This is a genomic window from Streptomyces sp. SAS_281, from assembly GCF_052542855.1.
The window spans coordinates 1-12,825 of the sequence record NZ_JBMNDO010000173.1 but is presented as its reverse complement, the minus strand read 5'-3'; the positions used below and the strand labels follow the sequence as shown (position 1 = coordinate 12,825).

At 66.1% G+C, this 12,825-nt stretch carries 11 protein-coding genes and 2 pseudogenes; 6 read left to right on the top strand and 7 right to left on the bottom strand.

Features of this window, described 5'->3' with window-relative positions; translation table 11 throughout:
- Positions 1 to 141: 141 nt before the first annotated feature.
- Positions 142 to 1,428 (bottom strand): MFS transporter, encoded by a 1,287-nt coding sequence (locus ACN6LM_RS35825; protein WP_445069608.1) that lies wholly within the window; start codon positions 1,426 to 1,428, stop codon positions 142 to 144.
- Positions 1,429 to 1,970: 542 nt separating this feature from the next.
- Between ACN6LM_RS35825 and ACN6LM_RS35820 the strand changes: the two genes are divergently transcribed.
- From ACN6LM_RS35820 to ACN6LM_RS35805, 4 genes and pseudogenes are all read left to right on the top strand, one after another.
- Positions 1,971 to 2,603: a LysE family transporter gene (locus ACN6LM_RS35820; RefSeq protein WP_445069607.1), complete on the top strand. Its 633-nt coding sequence runs from the start codon at positions 1,971 to 1,973 to the stop codon at positions 2,601 to 2,603.
- A gap of 110 nt (positions 2,604 to 2,713) precedes the next feature.
- Positions 2,714 to 3,082 (top strand): annotated as a pseudogene (locus ACN6LM_RS35815) (hypothetical protein); the annotation flags it as partial.
- A gap of 349 nt (positions 3,083 to 3,431) precedes the next feature.
- A complete protein-coding gene (locus tag ACN6LM_RS35810; RefSeq protein WP_445069606.1) occupies positions 3,432 to 3,974 on the top strand; it encodes a RapZ C-terminal domain-containing protein in 543 nt (180 codons plus the stop codon).
- Between the two features lie 211 nt (positions 3,975 to 4,185).
- Positions 4,186 to 4,434: a hypothetical protein gene (locus ACN6LM_RS35805; RefSeq protein ID WP_445069605.1), complete on the top strand. Its 249-nt coding sequence runs from the start codon at positions 4,186 to 4,188 to the stop codon at positions 4,432 to 4,434.
- A 371-nt stretch (positions 4,435 to 4,805) separates the two neighbouring features.
- On the opposite strand, the gene ACN6LM_RS35800 is transcribed toward ACN6LM_RS35805, so the two are convergent.
- Complete coding sequence (locus ACN6LM_RS35800) at positions 4,806 to 5,384, bottom strand: hypothetical protein (RefSeq protein WP_445069604.1); 579 nt, start codon at positions 5,382 to 5,384, stop codon at positions 4,806 to 4,808.
- 1,088 nt (positions 5,385 to 6,472) lie between these two features.
- Positions 6,473 to 6,634 (bottom strand): hypothetical protein, encoded by a 162-nt coding sequence (locus ACN6LM_RS35795; protein WP_445069603.1) that lies wholly within the window; start codon positions 6,632 to 6,634, stop codon positions 6,473 to 6,475.
- Positions 6,635 to 6,808: 174 nt separating this feature from the next.
- On the opposite strand from ACN6LM_RS35795, the gene ACN6LM_RS35790 reads away from it, so the two are divergent.
- A complete protein-coding gene (locus tag ACN6LM_RS35790; RefSeq protein ID WP_445069602.1) occupies positions 6,809 to 8,203 on the top strand; it encodes a helix-turn-helix domain-containing protein in 1,395 nt (464 codons plus the stop codon).
- 195 nt (positions 8,204 to 8,398) lie between these two features.
- On the opposite strand, the gene ACN6LM_RS35785 is transcribed toward ACN6LM_RS35790, so the two are convergent.
- The 4 genes and pseudogenes from ACN6LM_RS35785 to ACN6LM_RS35770 form a co-directional block, all read right to left on the bottom strand.
- Positions 8,399 to 8,734 carry a hypothetical protein gene (locus tag ACN6LM_RS35785; RefSeq protein WP_445069601.1) on the bottom strand — a complete coding sequence of 112 codons (336 nt, stop codon included), beginning with the start codon at positions 8,732 to 8,734 and terminating at the stop codon, positions 8,399 to 8,401.
- Between the two features lie 152 nt (positions 8,735 to 8,886).
- Positions 8,887 to 9,354: a helicase associated domain-containing protein gene (locus ACN6LM_RS35780; RefSeq protein ID WP_445069600.1), complete on the bottom strand. Its 468-nt coding sequence runs from the start codon at positions 9,352 to 9,354 to the stop codon at positions 8,887 to 8,889.
- A gap of 56 nt (positions 9,355 to 9,410) precedes the next feature.
- Positions 9,411 to 10,821 (bottom strand): annotated as a pseudogene (locus tag ACN6LM_RS35775) (helicase associated domain-containing protein); the annotation flags it as partial.
- A 49-nt stretch (positions 10,822 to 10,870) separates the two neighbouring features.
- Positions 10,871 to 11,338, bottom strand: coding sequence for a hypothetical protein (locus ACN6LM_RS35770; protein ID WP_445069599.1), 468 nt, complete (start codon positions 11,336 to 11,338; stop codon positions 10,871 to 10,873).
- Positions 11,339 to 11,537: 199 nt separating this feature from the next.
- Here ACN6LM_RS35770 and ACN6LM_RS35765 point away from each other — a divergent pair, with 199 nt between their 5' ends.
- Positions 11,538 to 12,260 (top strand): hypothetical protein, encoded by a 723-nt coding sequence (locus ACN6LM_RS35765; protein WP_445069598.1) that lies wholly within the window; start codon positions 11,538 to 11,540, stop codon positions 12,258 to 12,260.
- Positions 12,261 to 12,825 lie beyond the last annotated feature (565 nt).

The following is a 12,825-nucleotide window of genomic DNA, read 5'->3' as shown; positions in this document are numbered from 1 at the left end:
GCATTATTACGCCGTAATAATGCGCGGCCGACGCGATGCGGTGGCAGCGTGATGTCACGTCTCGGTGAAAACGTATGGGCGCCGGGTGCCGACTGCACCCGCTTCGAACCGCCGTTCGTTCGGCGATCCCTGCGCCGTCTGTCAGCTCTCGGCGTGCGCTTGTTCTGGCTTGTGGGTCTGCGGAAGGTCGCGCTCACGGCGCATAGGGCCTGTGGCGAGGATGAGCCAGCTGGGCGCGACGATACCCGTCATGATCCACATGGCTGGCCGGTACCCGACAGCGTCGCCGAGCATGCCGCCGAGCAGGGACCCGAGCGGGATGGTGCTGTGATTGATCATCATGGCCGTTGCCACGACCCGGCCGAGCATGCGCGGCGGACAGTAGATCTGCCGGAAGCTGCCGACCACGATGTTGGCCACGGAAACGCCGATCCCGACAAGGAAGGCTCCCGTTGCGAACAGCAGTAGCCCCGGTCCCGCCGTGGTCATCGGCAGGAGCAGTACGAACGGCGCGGTGGCGACCTGCAGGAGAAGAAGCCCGCGCGCGGTGCCGAGCCGCCGGCTGACCCTGGTGGCCATGAGCGCGCCCACGATGCCGCCGGCGCTGCCACTGGTCAGAAGCAGCCCGACCATGGCCGGGTTCAGCCCGACCGTGCGGACCAGGAACACGACCTGGACCGCCTGATAGCCCATCAGCGCCATGTTGATCACGGCGCCCCAGGTGACCATCGGCCGCAGATACCGGTCCCGGCGCACAAAACGGAGCCCTTCTCTGATCTGTTGGCGGAGAGGAATGCGTTCCTCATCCAGAACAGGCTCCGGCTCGGCTACGCTGATCCGCTTCAGACAGACCGCGGATATCAGGAACGTCACCGCGTCGGCCACGAGCGCGGTGACCGCGCCGAACGCCTGGGCAAGCAGCCCCGCCACCCCCGGCCCGGCGACCTGGGTGGCGGCCTCGCTGCCCTGCAGTTTGGCGTTGCCTTCCAGGAGGTCGCGGCCGTCGAGCACGATTCGGATGTACGAGTGATAGGCGGTGTTGAAGCACACCGCCGCGGTGCCACAGATCAGCGCGACGACGACCAGGTGCTGAAAGCTGAGCGCGTCGAGCCACGCCGCGAGTGGAATGCTCGCGAGCGCCGTGCCTGCCAGCAGATCACACGCGATCATCAGCGGCCGTTTACGTATCCGGTCCACCCATGCGCCTACCGGAAGCCCCACCAGCAGCCAAGGCAGCCACACCGCAGCGGCGAGTAGGCCGACGGTGGTGGAATTGGCATCCAATACCTCAACTGCGATCAGCGGCAACGCGACCACGGTGATGCTGTTGCCCAGCCCACTCACTGTCTCGCCTGTCCAGAGCAGGCGAAAACCCGGTTGGGTGAACACCCCCCAGCGGGGTCGGGGGCAGTCCGGGATGCCATTCATCGAGTCCACGCCGCGCATCATGCCGTGAGCTCTTCAGCTCGCTGTACTGGTTAAGCAGCTCGGCAAACCAACCCTGGGCACGTCAGCAGGGAGTACTCGCCAGGATTTGCGGGTGAGCCGACTCCAGCTCTCGCCGCGGCGGTTGAGGCCGGTCCTGGCGGTGTTGCGGAGTGCTCGTCCTGGTTCTGCGGGATGTTGCGAACGTTCATGCAACCTGCTTCTCGCGCTCGACCAGGACTTTGTGCTCGAGTCGTGCGCCCGCGCGCCCGGGCGGACTCGGCCAGTTTGAACACCATCGCGAGCGCGGCCGCCATCACCCTCCTGACCCGCATCACCCGCGGAGCCAATCGCCCCTCACGTCATCATTCGCAGTGAGCGTGCCGCGGTCCGCAACCGAGAAACAATTTGCCCGCGAGCCGGCGTTGCCAACAGAATCCGCCCATGACTACGACTATCGCCTTCCTGCCGCTGACTTCCACCGCCTGGTCGGTGCGAGTCCAGCAGCAGCCGGGCCGACTGCGAAGGCCTAGCTTCCCTCGCTCGTGATCGCCGTCCTGATCGCGGGGCTCCTCGCAGGTTATGGGATTGCCATGCCAGTGGGAGCGGTCGCGACATACCTGGTGGCTCTGACGGCCCGGACGTCTCTGAGAATCGGTGTGTTCGCCGCACTGGGTGTCGCAACCGCTGACGGTCTCTATGCATGGATCGCCGTGACCGGGGGCTCCACGATTACTCCCCTCATCGAGCCAGTCCTGCTTCCTCTGCGATGGGCTTCCGCATCGGTGCTCATCGTGCTGGCCCTCTGGGGTGGTGTCACGGGTGTCCGCCAGTTCCGCAAGCGGCAGTCGGCGATCCGAACCGATAAGACGCCCCTCACGCCTGTTCGGGCCTATGCGGGATTACTGGCGATCACGATGATGAACCCCATGACCGTGATCTATTTCACGGCGCTTGTGCTCGGCAGTAATATGGCAACTGCTGCCACTCACGGCGAGCAGGCCGTATTCGTCTGCGCCGCGTTCGCGGCGTCCGCCAGCTGGCAGTTGTTGCTCGCCGGCGGCGGAGCACTGCTGGGCCGAACGTTGACTGGCAGCCGAGGCCGGCTCATCACCACCATGATCTCCAGCAGCCTGATTACCGCGCTCGCCATCCACCTCGTCATCTCGCCGTCCTGAGCGACTCGACCGCTGAAAACACCACTCAGTTCATTTCCAAGGCTGCTGGCCAGCACGACTGGCCAGCAGCCTCCGTCGTCTTCCGGGCGCAGTCTGCAGAAACAGGTACTGAGGACGCCTCCGGCTTCGTCGTGCTGCCCCGCCGTTGGGTCGTCGAACGGTCGCTCGCATGGATGATGCATGCACGCCGCCACGCGAGAGACTATGAACGGCTCGTCCAGCACTCCGAGACCCTGATCACCTGGGCAGCCATCACCCTCATGACCAGACGCTTAGCCAGGAAAGGCGCCACTCCCAGCTGGCCAAGAAGAACCGGCTTAACCGCCCACGGTGTCGGGAAGGTCGTCGGCGTGGGTGTCGGCTATGAGTTCGGCGAGGGCGAAGTGGGCTTCCTCGACGGACATTCGGTTCTGGACGCGTACGAAGTAACTGCGTTCGGAGACGCGGAAGACCCGTCTTCTCTGACGTCGGCGCCCTGATTCAGTGAGAGCCTCTGCGAAGGTGTCGACGATGTGCAGCAGCGCGGCTTGGGCTTCGGCCTCAGCCCCTTCAAATTCGCGGTGGACGGTGTAGCGGAAGGCTTCCGCCTGGCCCTCAGCCCGCAGGACGACCCATCGGGGCACGAAAACGCGTGAGCGTGCCATCGGGTGATTCCTCGGTCGTCCAACCGCCCTCGTCACTACGCCGCTTACTCATACTCCGAATTTAGCGTTGCCGCCCAGCTCACAGTCGCCCATCCGCCCCACCGCACAAAGCTCTGAAACGGGGACGGGTGTTGTCAACGGGCAACCCCTACCACCGTGATGGGCGTGCCGGAACCGTGGTGGCATGAAGACCACCACCCTTGAAGGGCGCGGTTTCGTCACCGCTGTCATCCGTTCCATCGGCGCCCGCCACGACGGAGCGCACGACCTGGTCAACGACGGGCTCTACGTCGACCTGCGCCGAGCGCTGCGCAACCCGGCCGACGACCCGACCATGCGCTACCGCACCGGCCTGGACGACGACGTGTACGAGCACGTCCTGAACACCCCCGGCGCCCGCGACCTCATCAACCGCACCGCCGTCCAGCTCCACGTCCTGGTCGACGAGGTGCCCGTCGGCCACGTCGCCCGCCTGACCATGGCCTGCGAAGGCGGCCGGTCACCGTTCAGTCGCAGTGGCAGAAGCGGTCGGCCGCCGGGTCTGGGCGGCAATGGGCGGCGAGTACGGAGTGGAGATCGAGCACCACCACACCGACCAACCCGTCCTGCCCTCCTCCACCCCGGCCCAACAGCCCGCACACCGAAGGCCGGCCCGGGTGGAGCCCACCGAGCGGAATCCACCCGGTGGGCTCTACCCGGTGCGGCGAGCGATACCCCCGGCCGATGACCCACCCCCTTGCCCAGGTCCTGCGACGCGCGCACCGTTCCCGCCTTTCTCCTTGCCAGCGCTGGTATCGGCGGCCAGGCGCAGACGGTGGACAAGGGGGTGCGTGGTAGAGCGCCGGCCCGCGCCGCACCTGGGTGCTGCCGTGCGCGTACACGCCCACCGATGAGGGACCTGCGTGGACCGCTATTCGAACAGGTGCTCTAATCAGTGGATGGACTTCCTCCGCTTCCCCGATGGCCTCGTCCGTGCGCAGCAGGCATGGAACGACACCTACGACGCCCTGGCCGTGCCGAGCCCCCGCCACTCCACCGTGCTGCGCCGACGTCTGCTGAGGTTGTCGGTCATCCTGCACACCCACCCGTTCTGGTCGACCACGCCTGGTGGTGTGCCGGCGGCCCGGGTGGAGCTGCGCCGCCAGGCCCGGGCGGTCGCGCAGCCACGCGGGATGCAGTCGGCGTGAGCCGCCAGACCACCGGGTTGTCGCCGCGGCAGGAAACGGTCCTGCGCGCGGTGCGGGAGTGGATCACCGAGCACGGGAGGGGCCTTCGGTCCGGCAGACGGGTGTGGCTCACCAGCCGGGCCAGTCGGCGCTGGCAGATCTGCCGCCTGCACCTGTGGCACGGAATGCTGGAGCAGCGGACCGGGCGCTGTGCGGACGGCCCGGACGTGCTGGCCCGTCTGCTGCGGGCGGTACCCCAGGCAGTGACCAGGTCCCACCGTTACCACCGCGGCTGTGCGGCTTGGGCTTCGCGATCAACGCTGTCGTCGTGAAGTGGGGGATCGGCTCGCGTGAGCCGCAGTGTCAGTGGATGCTCGTGACGGCCGGTGTGGTTACGATGCTTCGCGCGAGGGGCCTTCCGCGAGTTCCGTGAAGTAGCTGCGTACGTGCTCACGCATCTCGAGGACGTATCTGTCGACCTCGGCTTGCTGTACGGGCTGGTCATGGCGCGACGGGTCGGTGCCGGCTGGGAGACGCATTTCCTTAGCCTGTTCAAGATTGACAGCCGCGTTGAGGTAGGCCCGGAGTCGCGTGAGGAACTTCCGTTTCTCGGTCATCGCATTGACGTCCTCCACGAAGGTAGTCACGAATCCCGCGGTGTAGGACGGCTGCTGTGGGAGCCAGTACACGTACCCCTTCTCGGACTGCGTTTCCCGGAGAACCCATGGCGTGGGCGTGGAGCGGGCCTGGGGCAGGTTCGCGAGGAACCGGTGGTACGCCCGCTCTCCGTGTGTCTGCTGGTGATCGACCTCGCCCATGGCGTCCAGCCTTGCGGTCAGCGTCGCCACCTGCTCAGCGAGCTGGCCTACCACTTTGGTGAGCTCCTCAATCTGCAGTTGTGTCGCTTTCTGGCCACCAGCACTGCGCTCAGGTCGAGGGCGAGCATCATTGGCCCGGTGCCAGGCATCCATCCACGGCCTCGTGTCCTGACCGCATGCCCTGACCACAGCCTCCAGAGTGCTCTGCTGCGGGAACGGGGCACTCTCTCGTGCCATGGCCCGGACTGTGTTCTCCGATACCCCTGACGAACGGGCCAGCTGCTGAGCACTGCTCTGGCTCTGCCCAATGAGTTGCCGGAGCTGATACATGAGCTGTTCCTCAGTCCGGATCCCTGCCGGTCCCGCCATAAATCCCCCTCAGTCTTCCGCAGTCCTGAGCAGATCCTAGGAGCCTGCGCCCCTCTGACCATGGGCTTCTTCAAATCTTGAGCAAGCACCCGCAAGGCACACAACTCTGCGGCAGTTGAAGCCTCATCCAAGCTGACCTGTGCGTGTCGCTCTCAATTACGTGCCCACCAGGAAGGCGCGCACCATGCTGCACGACGTATGCCAAGAGATCGCCCGCGGTCTGCTCTCCGGACTTCCCACCGCTGTCCTAGGGGCTATCGCCACAGCCATCGCCTCCCGCTCCGCCAGCCGGTCCAGGCCCCGCACGAAACAGCTGCCGCCGGCTCATATCGAACAGACCGACCCCACGCACGACGACGGCAAGGAATCACAGGCAGACAACTGACCTGCTGCGGTACCGAACAAGAACCGAGGCCCCCGCCCAGGCGGCTATCCGGCTGGGCGGGGGCCTCGGTTCCCACCGTCCCGCGTGGCCGCATCAGCCAGACCGGCCGGGGCTGGCGGGCCCTGCCGCCTGCACCCCTGATGGGGCGCCCCGGGGGACAGCCACTCCACGTTGTGCGAACGGTGCAAGCGCCGGGCGCTCGCCGCGGAACTGCTCGCAGCACAGGTCCGCGACCGCGTGGAGCACCTGGACCGACAGCAGAACCAGGGGCCGGCGGTAGGGGAGCGGAGATCCTACCGCCGGTTCTTGCGCCGACGCCCCTGAACGCGGCATGACGTTTGCCGGGAAGAAGCTCCGGCGGCGAGCGCAGCTCCAGCCCCGGACTCCTGTCTCCTGCCTGCAGTGCCAGGTAGGAGACAGGAGCAGTGTGCATGTCCTCGGGGCAGCCGGCTCGTAGGTTGTTCCGAGGACGCGGACAGTGCCTGGACTACTGTCGGGTGTTGAAAGCCCCCCATCCCAGGCTGGCGACTGTAGCGGCAGCCACTAAGGCGTTGCCGAGTTGTGTGCTGCGGTAAGCAGCGAGACCGGTGACGATGCCGGTGACGAGTAAAAGGGCGATGGCGATGGCTTGCCGCTTGCTGGTACTCATGAGCTACTCCTGGTAATCCTTGGATGTTCGCGTCCGGTTCCTTCGGCGCGAGTTGCTGACCAGTCACAGGGGTTCGGGGTTCCTTTTGCGCCTGCGGTATCGATCCTCTGGCACAGCGAGCGTGTTGGAGAAGCACGACAAAGAGTTCTCGGGGCCACAAATTTCGGCCGCCAAATGTTGAGGGGAGACAACAACATGACGGAGCGAGGGACTGACATAACCGGGCCCGTACCCCCACCCGATCCGGAGCGGGCGCGTAAAGAGTTTGCCGGACGTCTGCTACTTCTCCGGAAGGAAACGGGAGCGAGCCAGCGGGAACTGGGTGACCTCCTGGGGGTGGACCACACCACGATCTCCGCGTATGAAGGCCAAGGCCAAAACGCACCCCGCGTCCCCGACCCCGAATACGTCGACGCCTTCCTCGGGGAAGTGGCACGACGCAGCGATGTGACTCCCGACGTACTCAACGACACACGCCAGACCTACGGCCGTCTCCTGCGACTGCTGACTGCACAGCCACAGGAGAGGGGACGCAGCTATCGACCCATGCTGCGCATATACGAACTCACGCAGGAAGTCGAGACGCTCTTGGCGGAACTGGCCCTCGTCCAGCAGCAAAAGCAGGCCGTGCAGAACGAACTGGAGAGCTTACGGTTCTCAGCCGACGCCGCCTCGGCTTCAGGGCACGAGCGGCAAAGGCAGTTGGAGGAGACCGCCGAAACCCTGGAACGCCGCCGGGCCGAGCTGGTACACCGCCGCGATGCGGTGCTGGCCGATCTGGATGCCAACTCGCTCGTACTGCGCCAGACCCGCCTGCCGGCGCACAGATACCCCGCGGCAGCCGAACCAGCTGGTGGGGCCCCGCAACAGCCCCACGCCCTCCCCTCGCCGGCCCGCAACACCAGGCCCCGCACCGCCACTCTGGCCGTGGTGATGGCCTTTGTCGTCGCTGCCGGCCTGGGCGCCTTCTTGATCTACCGGCTCACTGACTCCCGAACAGACACAGCCAAAGGCACCCCCGGCGCCAACACACCGACCACGACCGCCCAGAGCACACCTACGCCCAACCCCACGCCATCACCGACTTCTCCCAACCCAACGCCATCACCAACTTCTCCGTCCCCGAGAGAACTCACCCCCAGCGAAATTCCACAGCCAGATAAAATTCGATGGTCCGGGAGCGTCAGTCTCACTGAACTCGATCTTGACGCGGTCCCACCAAAAGTACTCTCCAGCAATAACCAAGCAAGTGTCTGGTTCAGCTACGATTACGAGACAAGTAATAAAGCGGTGAGGGACGCAACCATGTACGGGCAGAACGGCGGCTTCTTCACCGTCGACCCCACAATCTCTTCCTGGGGCGAACAAAAGAAGCCGACACGGAAGGAATGCTCGGACCGTCTCGCCACGCACGGGACAGAGTCACTTCCGGTTACCCCCGGGAAAAGCTTTTGCGTCTTGTCGGCAGAGGGGCGGATTTCCTTCATCACCGCAGGAAAGCTAGACAAAGAGGCCAATTTGTATAAAGGAAATGTCATCGTCTGGGAAAACCCAGAAGAACAACCTTGAGTGTCGCCTAGATCCGCAGCGCAAAGCAACTACATGGGACGACCCCGGCTCCGATCCTCCGCGCGACAGCGGGGTGGCACGGGCAGCGTTCCCGGGGAAGCTGTTTCGGCTCCTGGCCAAACCGTACTGAAGGGCTCTGCGGCACGGCCTGCCCCGCCCCTGAGCGCCACTCGCAAGAGTGACGTCCACCGGACTCTAGTAGTGGGTGCCTCCGGCATATCGGTCGAACGTGCTGCATACGGCCATGATCCCGGCTTCCCAACTCGGGAACGGGGACATGCTGTGAATCACGTCGATAGCTGGCGTCCCCGCCCGCAGGAGGCCATTCATCCCGTAGGCGGTGTACCAGTTGGCAGCATCGAAGGTCACGTGTCCCCTCAAGGTGAAGCCGATGTCATCCGGATCCGGGTCTGTACATATGAAGACCCGCGGCGGTCGAGGATGCTCGTCAACAGAGACGAGGTGCAGGCCCCTTGCTGCTACCTCGCTACGTACGCTCTTATCAATCGTCGAGAGATTCACTACCGCCATTGCGAGTACCCCCAGGTTCCTGGCGGCCGCTTGTTCCCAGCCGCCCGTAGATTGCACGTGGATGTAAAGGTACTGAAGGCGCTGCGGTTCCGGGCAGCATCGTGACACTCAGTCCACATCACCGTTATGTACTGAGGTCCCAGCCATCCCAGCTACGCCGCCCAGTCGAGTCCGAGGTTGGCGAGGGTGGTGAGTTGGCCCTCGCTGAGCGGGTCGCGCCGGCTTTTGTGGTTGCTGAGGAACACACCGAGTCGTACGGACGTTCCGTCGGGCAGTTCCTCGACGTGCTGTCTTCCGACGGTGGTCTTTCCTTCGCGTGCGATGTACTGCCGCAGGGCCTGAATGCCGCGTTGGAAGGCTTCGGAGCCTTTCCCGGCCCGAGTCTTCGCCGCACCGCGCGCGGAAGTCTTCTGCGCCTCTACAGCGGCCCGGGGTCGCACCCCGAGCTCCTCCAGCCGCCGCCGCTGCTCCGCGTTCAGCTGCGCCCAGTCCCGTGCCTGCCGGAGGACCCAGCGGCCGATGTCGTCGCCCCGGTACGTCACCCCCGGCTGGACGTCCTCCAGCGCGTTCCCGGCGTCCAGGAGCGAGTGCAGGCCGGTGTAGCAGCGTTGCCAGTTCACGGTCCATCCGAGGAGCCGTGGGGGTTTTAGTCGGGGTCGATTGCGGCGAGCTACTCCGCGCGCCGGCGGGCGCGGTCGGTGTCCTTGCCGAGTCCGCCTGGCCGGCGGAGGTTGGTGAGCCATTGTCCGACGGGCCGGTCGAGGGCGGTGGCGTGCCGGGGCGCGGCCAGAGTCCCGGCCTCCTGGTAGTAGGCGCGGGCGGCGGCGAGGTTTTCTTCGAAGGCGGCGTCGGCGGTGTCCCACACGATCCCGAGCCCTTCGAGTTCGTCGGCGCGTTCGCCGTTCATGATCCCGGCCCGGAACGAGCGCCGCTGGTCGGACAGCCACCTCCCGAGCGGGTAGGCGCCCTCGGTGTGTTCGTAGGGCACCTCCAGGTCGCCCTCGCGCTCGTAGTAGCGGCGGGCGGCGTCGTAGCCGCGTTGCCAGTCCTGGCGTTCGGTGCTGATGATGTTGAACCGCACCCATTTCGCGATCACCACCGGATCCCTGGGGGCGGCGAACCGCAGCAGTGGCCGCGTGTCCTCCTGGCCCTCCTCCGGCTCAGGACCGATCGGAGGCGACGGATCAACGACCATCTTCTGCTGTTCCTGGGGAATGGCAAGTAGCTCAATGGCACGCTCGTCGTGCGAGCGCAGGCCCTGGAGCACAGCGACCAGCCTGGCATACGAGGAAGAGGCGACCATGTCGGTTGGATTCTCTTTGGGCTCCAGTAACACGGGGACGAAGAGTCCACGGCGATCGCCCGAACTACGGCCAGGTCTATGCCTCGGTGATCCAGTCTGTGGGGATCAGGGCTTTGCCTTGGCGCCACTTCGGCCGGGGTGCGGCGAGGATGCGCGGGGTCGCGGTGAGGTAGAGCCGGAAGTCCGCCGGGATTCGGTGGTTGTCGTGGATCGCCGCCCACGGACGGCCCAGGTCGCCCGCGGTTGAGTGGGCCTCGTCCACGATCGCGAGGTCGAAGCCCGCCATGCGCTGCCCGTACAGGCGCTCCCCGCCTGCCAGGGCAGCCTCCAGCGGTCCGCGGACCTTGCGCTGGCCCACGGGTGCGTCGATGTCCTCGCGGTCCACGAGGGAGGCGTACGTGGCGAATACGACCACCGGTCCGTGTCCGGCCCACAGGGCGAGCTGGACCGGGTTCGTGGTCGTGCGCACCCCGAGCGCGCCCAGGACCGGGTCGTTGTCCAGCGAGCACACTGCGACCATCGGCGCCCGGTGGCCCACCGCCCGCCACGCCTGGGCGGTCTGGGCGAGCAGGTCCAGGGTCGGCACGGTCACCAGGATCCGTCCGTCCGCGAACGACTCCAGCGCGCACGCGGCGGCCGTGATCGTCTTCCCTGAGCCGGTCGCGGACACGATCGTGCCCCGAGCCCCCTGCGGCGGCACAGATGATCTTGCAGGAAATCCGACCCACTTGCGAAATGCCGCCCGCTGGTCCACCTGGTGTTCCCTGAGCTGAATCGCTGACATTTCACGCCTTCCCCGAGCGCTGAATCCGCGCTGAATCCGTGTGGTCTTTTCAGAGGGCCGTGTGCGGAATGGCTGCCGCGCCCGAGTCGTTCCAGATCGATCCGTCCGCCTTGTGCCAGCCGCCGGGCTCAACGCCCTTGGCCGGCGGCCGGTTGGCCGGGTCGTAGTGCCCGGCATCGAGCGCGCATACGACGACGTCCCCGTCCGCGTTCCGCGTCCGGGCCGTGCACAGGCCGCCGGCCTCGCCCAGCGCCTCCAGGACCTGGCGCCGCGCCGTGGTGTGCGGGTGCGTGGCCGGCAGGACGGCTTCTTGGACGTACCGCTTCAGCCGCGCGAGAGCGGCCCGCTCACGCTGCCTCACATCCGAGATGTGTACGGCCAGTTCAGCGGCTCCGGCCGACCGACCGCCACGCCGGGACCAGTCCCGGTCCACAATGCCCACCAGGGCCTCGCTCACCGTCGTCACTACGTCGTCCCAGCCGTCCCCGAACACCGGACCACGCGAGCGCGGCGCCATGCCGTCCAGCTCTACGACCTATAGACCGGATAACCCTCAGCGTTGCCCATCAGTGTTCTCTAAAATCAGCACCATGCCATCGAATTTATCCAATCGTACATGCTGCATCAATTTGATGCAGTCATCTGCCCCTGCCAGGACAAGCAGACGACATCGACCCCTGCACCAGCCGGCGCGGGCGGACACGGTGGCCGCTATCATGATCGATTCAAACTCTGGGGGAACGATCGTGCGAATGCTTTCTGGTACTGCGGCATCCGGCGCCGCATGCATGGCCCTGGCCGTCACGCTCTCGGGGTGCTCCGGGAATGCGGAGCCGCAGGAGCAGCCGGCCGGACAGATGCTCGCTGAGGCGAACAAAACTATGAAATCTCTTCAGGCGGTGACCATCACAGGGCGCGTGACCACGGAGGACGGGCGCTGGAGTACCACCCGGCTGAGGACCGACCTGAAGGGCACCTGCTCCTTCACATCAGCTGCCAGCACGGGGGAGAAGCTCGATCAGATCCGTATCGGAGACACCGACTTCATCCGCCCGAACCTGAAGCACATGCAGCTGTCGGGGATGGACACCAAAGGCCGGAAGGATCAGAAGAACTGGGGTAGGACGACCGCCGATCCGGATGCAGCGGCCGGCGAGAACGGACTGACCGACTGCACCCACCCCTTCGCCTCGTTCGGGAAGGCCGTCAAGGGTGAGACCGGCAAGACTCGCGGAATACCCACGATCAGCCTCATCGTCACCGACAAGACCGACAAGAGCGGCGCATACACGTTCCATGTAGCAACCCAGGGCAAGCCCTACATCTACGAGGTGGTGTACAAGAGCCCCGACTTCCGCAACGTCACCTCCTTCAGCGACTTCAACACCCCCCTGAACGTCAAGCCCCCGAAAGCCCACGTCGTCAACCTCCCAGACTGACCCCGGCGGCCCGCGCACGCCTCCAGCCCCAGCCACTCCTGACCCCTGTAGGTAGCCAGGCCCGCGTCAGCGGGCCTCATGTGCCCTGGAGGCGGAGCCGGAGGGATCGTTGGGCGGGGGAGCGCAGCGGACCCACCCAACCCGGTACGGAGCGAAGCGGAGAACCGGTCAGGCCTTGCGCAGCAAGGCCCGGCCGGGGAGCGCAGCGGACAGGCCGTCACTCCCCGGACACAGTCCGGGGAGTGGGCACCTCACGCAGCGATGAGAAGTGGCTGACTGTCAGAGCAACGCGAAGCGAGGCCTGTTCACTGCGTTCACGGAGCGAAGCGGAGGGAACGCCCGCGCTTTGCGCGGGCCGGGGAGCGAAGCGAGCCGGTTCACAGCCCTCTGGAGCGAAGCGGAAGAGGGCGCGCCAAGCGAAGCGCGGCGCTTCGCTTGCTCATCGCGCAGCGATGAGGGACCCGCTCCGGGTCGCCGCGCCCCTGCTGGACTTCGCCGCCCTGCATCGCTGACGGAAGGACGTCGTGCGGATTCACGTCTCAGGGGCCGGGACCTCCTACGGCCG

Excerpts from the sequence above, each read along its gene's own strand:
- ACN6LM_RS35785 (WP_445069601.1), bottom strand. The coding sequence starts at position 8,734 with ATGGCGGTAGTGAATCTCTCGACGATTGATAAGAGCGTACGTAGCGAG.
- ACN6LM_RS35810 (WP_445069606.1), top strand. The coding sequence starts at position 3,432 with ATGAAGACCACCACCCTTGAAGGGCGCGGTTTCGTCACCGCTGTCATC.
- ACN6LM_RS35800 (WP_445069604.1), bottom strand. The coding sequence starts at position 5,384 with ATGGATGCCTGGCACCGGGCCAATGATGCTCGCCCTCGACCTGAGCGC.
- ACN6LM_RS35825 (WP_445069608.1), bottom strand. The coding sequence starts at position 1,428 with ATGAATGGCATCCCGGACTGCCCCCGACCCCGCTGGGGGGTGTTCACC.
- ACN6LM_RS35805 (WP_445069605.1), top strand. The coding sequence starts at position 4,186 with ATGGACTTCCTCCGCTTCCCCGATGGCCTCGTCCGTGCGCAGCAGGCA.
- ACN6LM_RS35765 (WP_445069598.1), top strand. The coding sequence starts at position 11,538 with ATGATCGATTCAAACTCTGGGGGAACGATCGTGCGAATGCTTTCTGGT.
- ACN6LM_RS35790 (WP_445069602.1), top strand. The coding sequence starts at position 6,809 with ATGTTGAGGGGAGACAACAACATGACGGAGCGAGGGACTGACATAACC.
- ACN6LM_RS35770 (WP_445069599.1), bottom strand. The coding sequence starts at position 11,338 with ATGGCGCCGCGCTCGCGTGGTCCGGTGTTCGGGGACGGCTGGGACGAC.
- ACN6LM_RS35795 (WP_445069603.1), bottom strand. The coding sequence starts at position 6,634 with ATGAGTACCAGCAAGCGGCAAGCCATCGCCATCGCCCTTTTACTCGTC.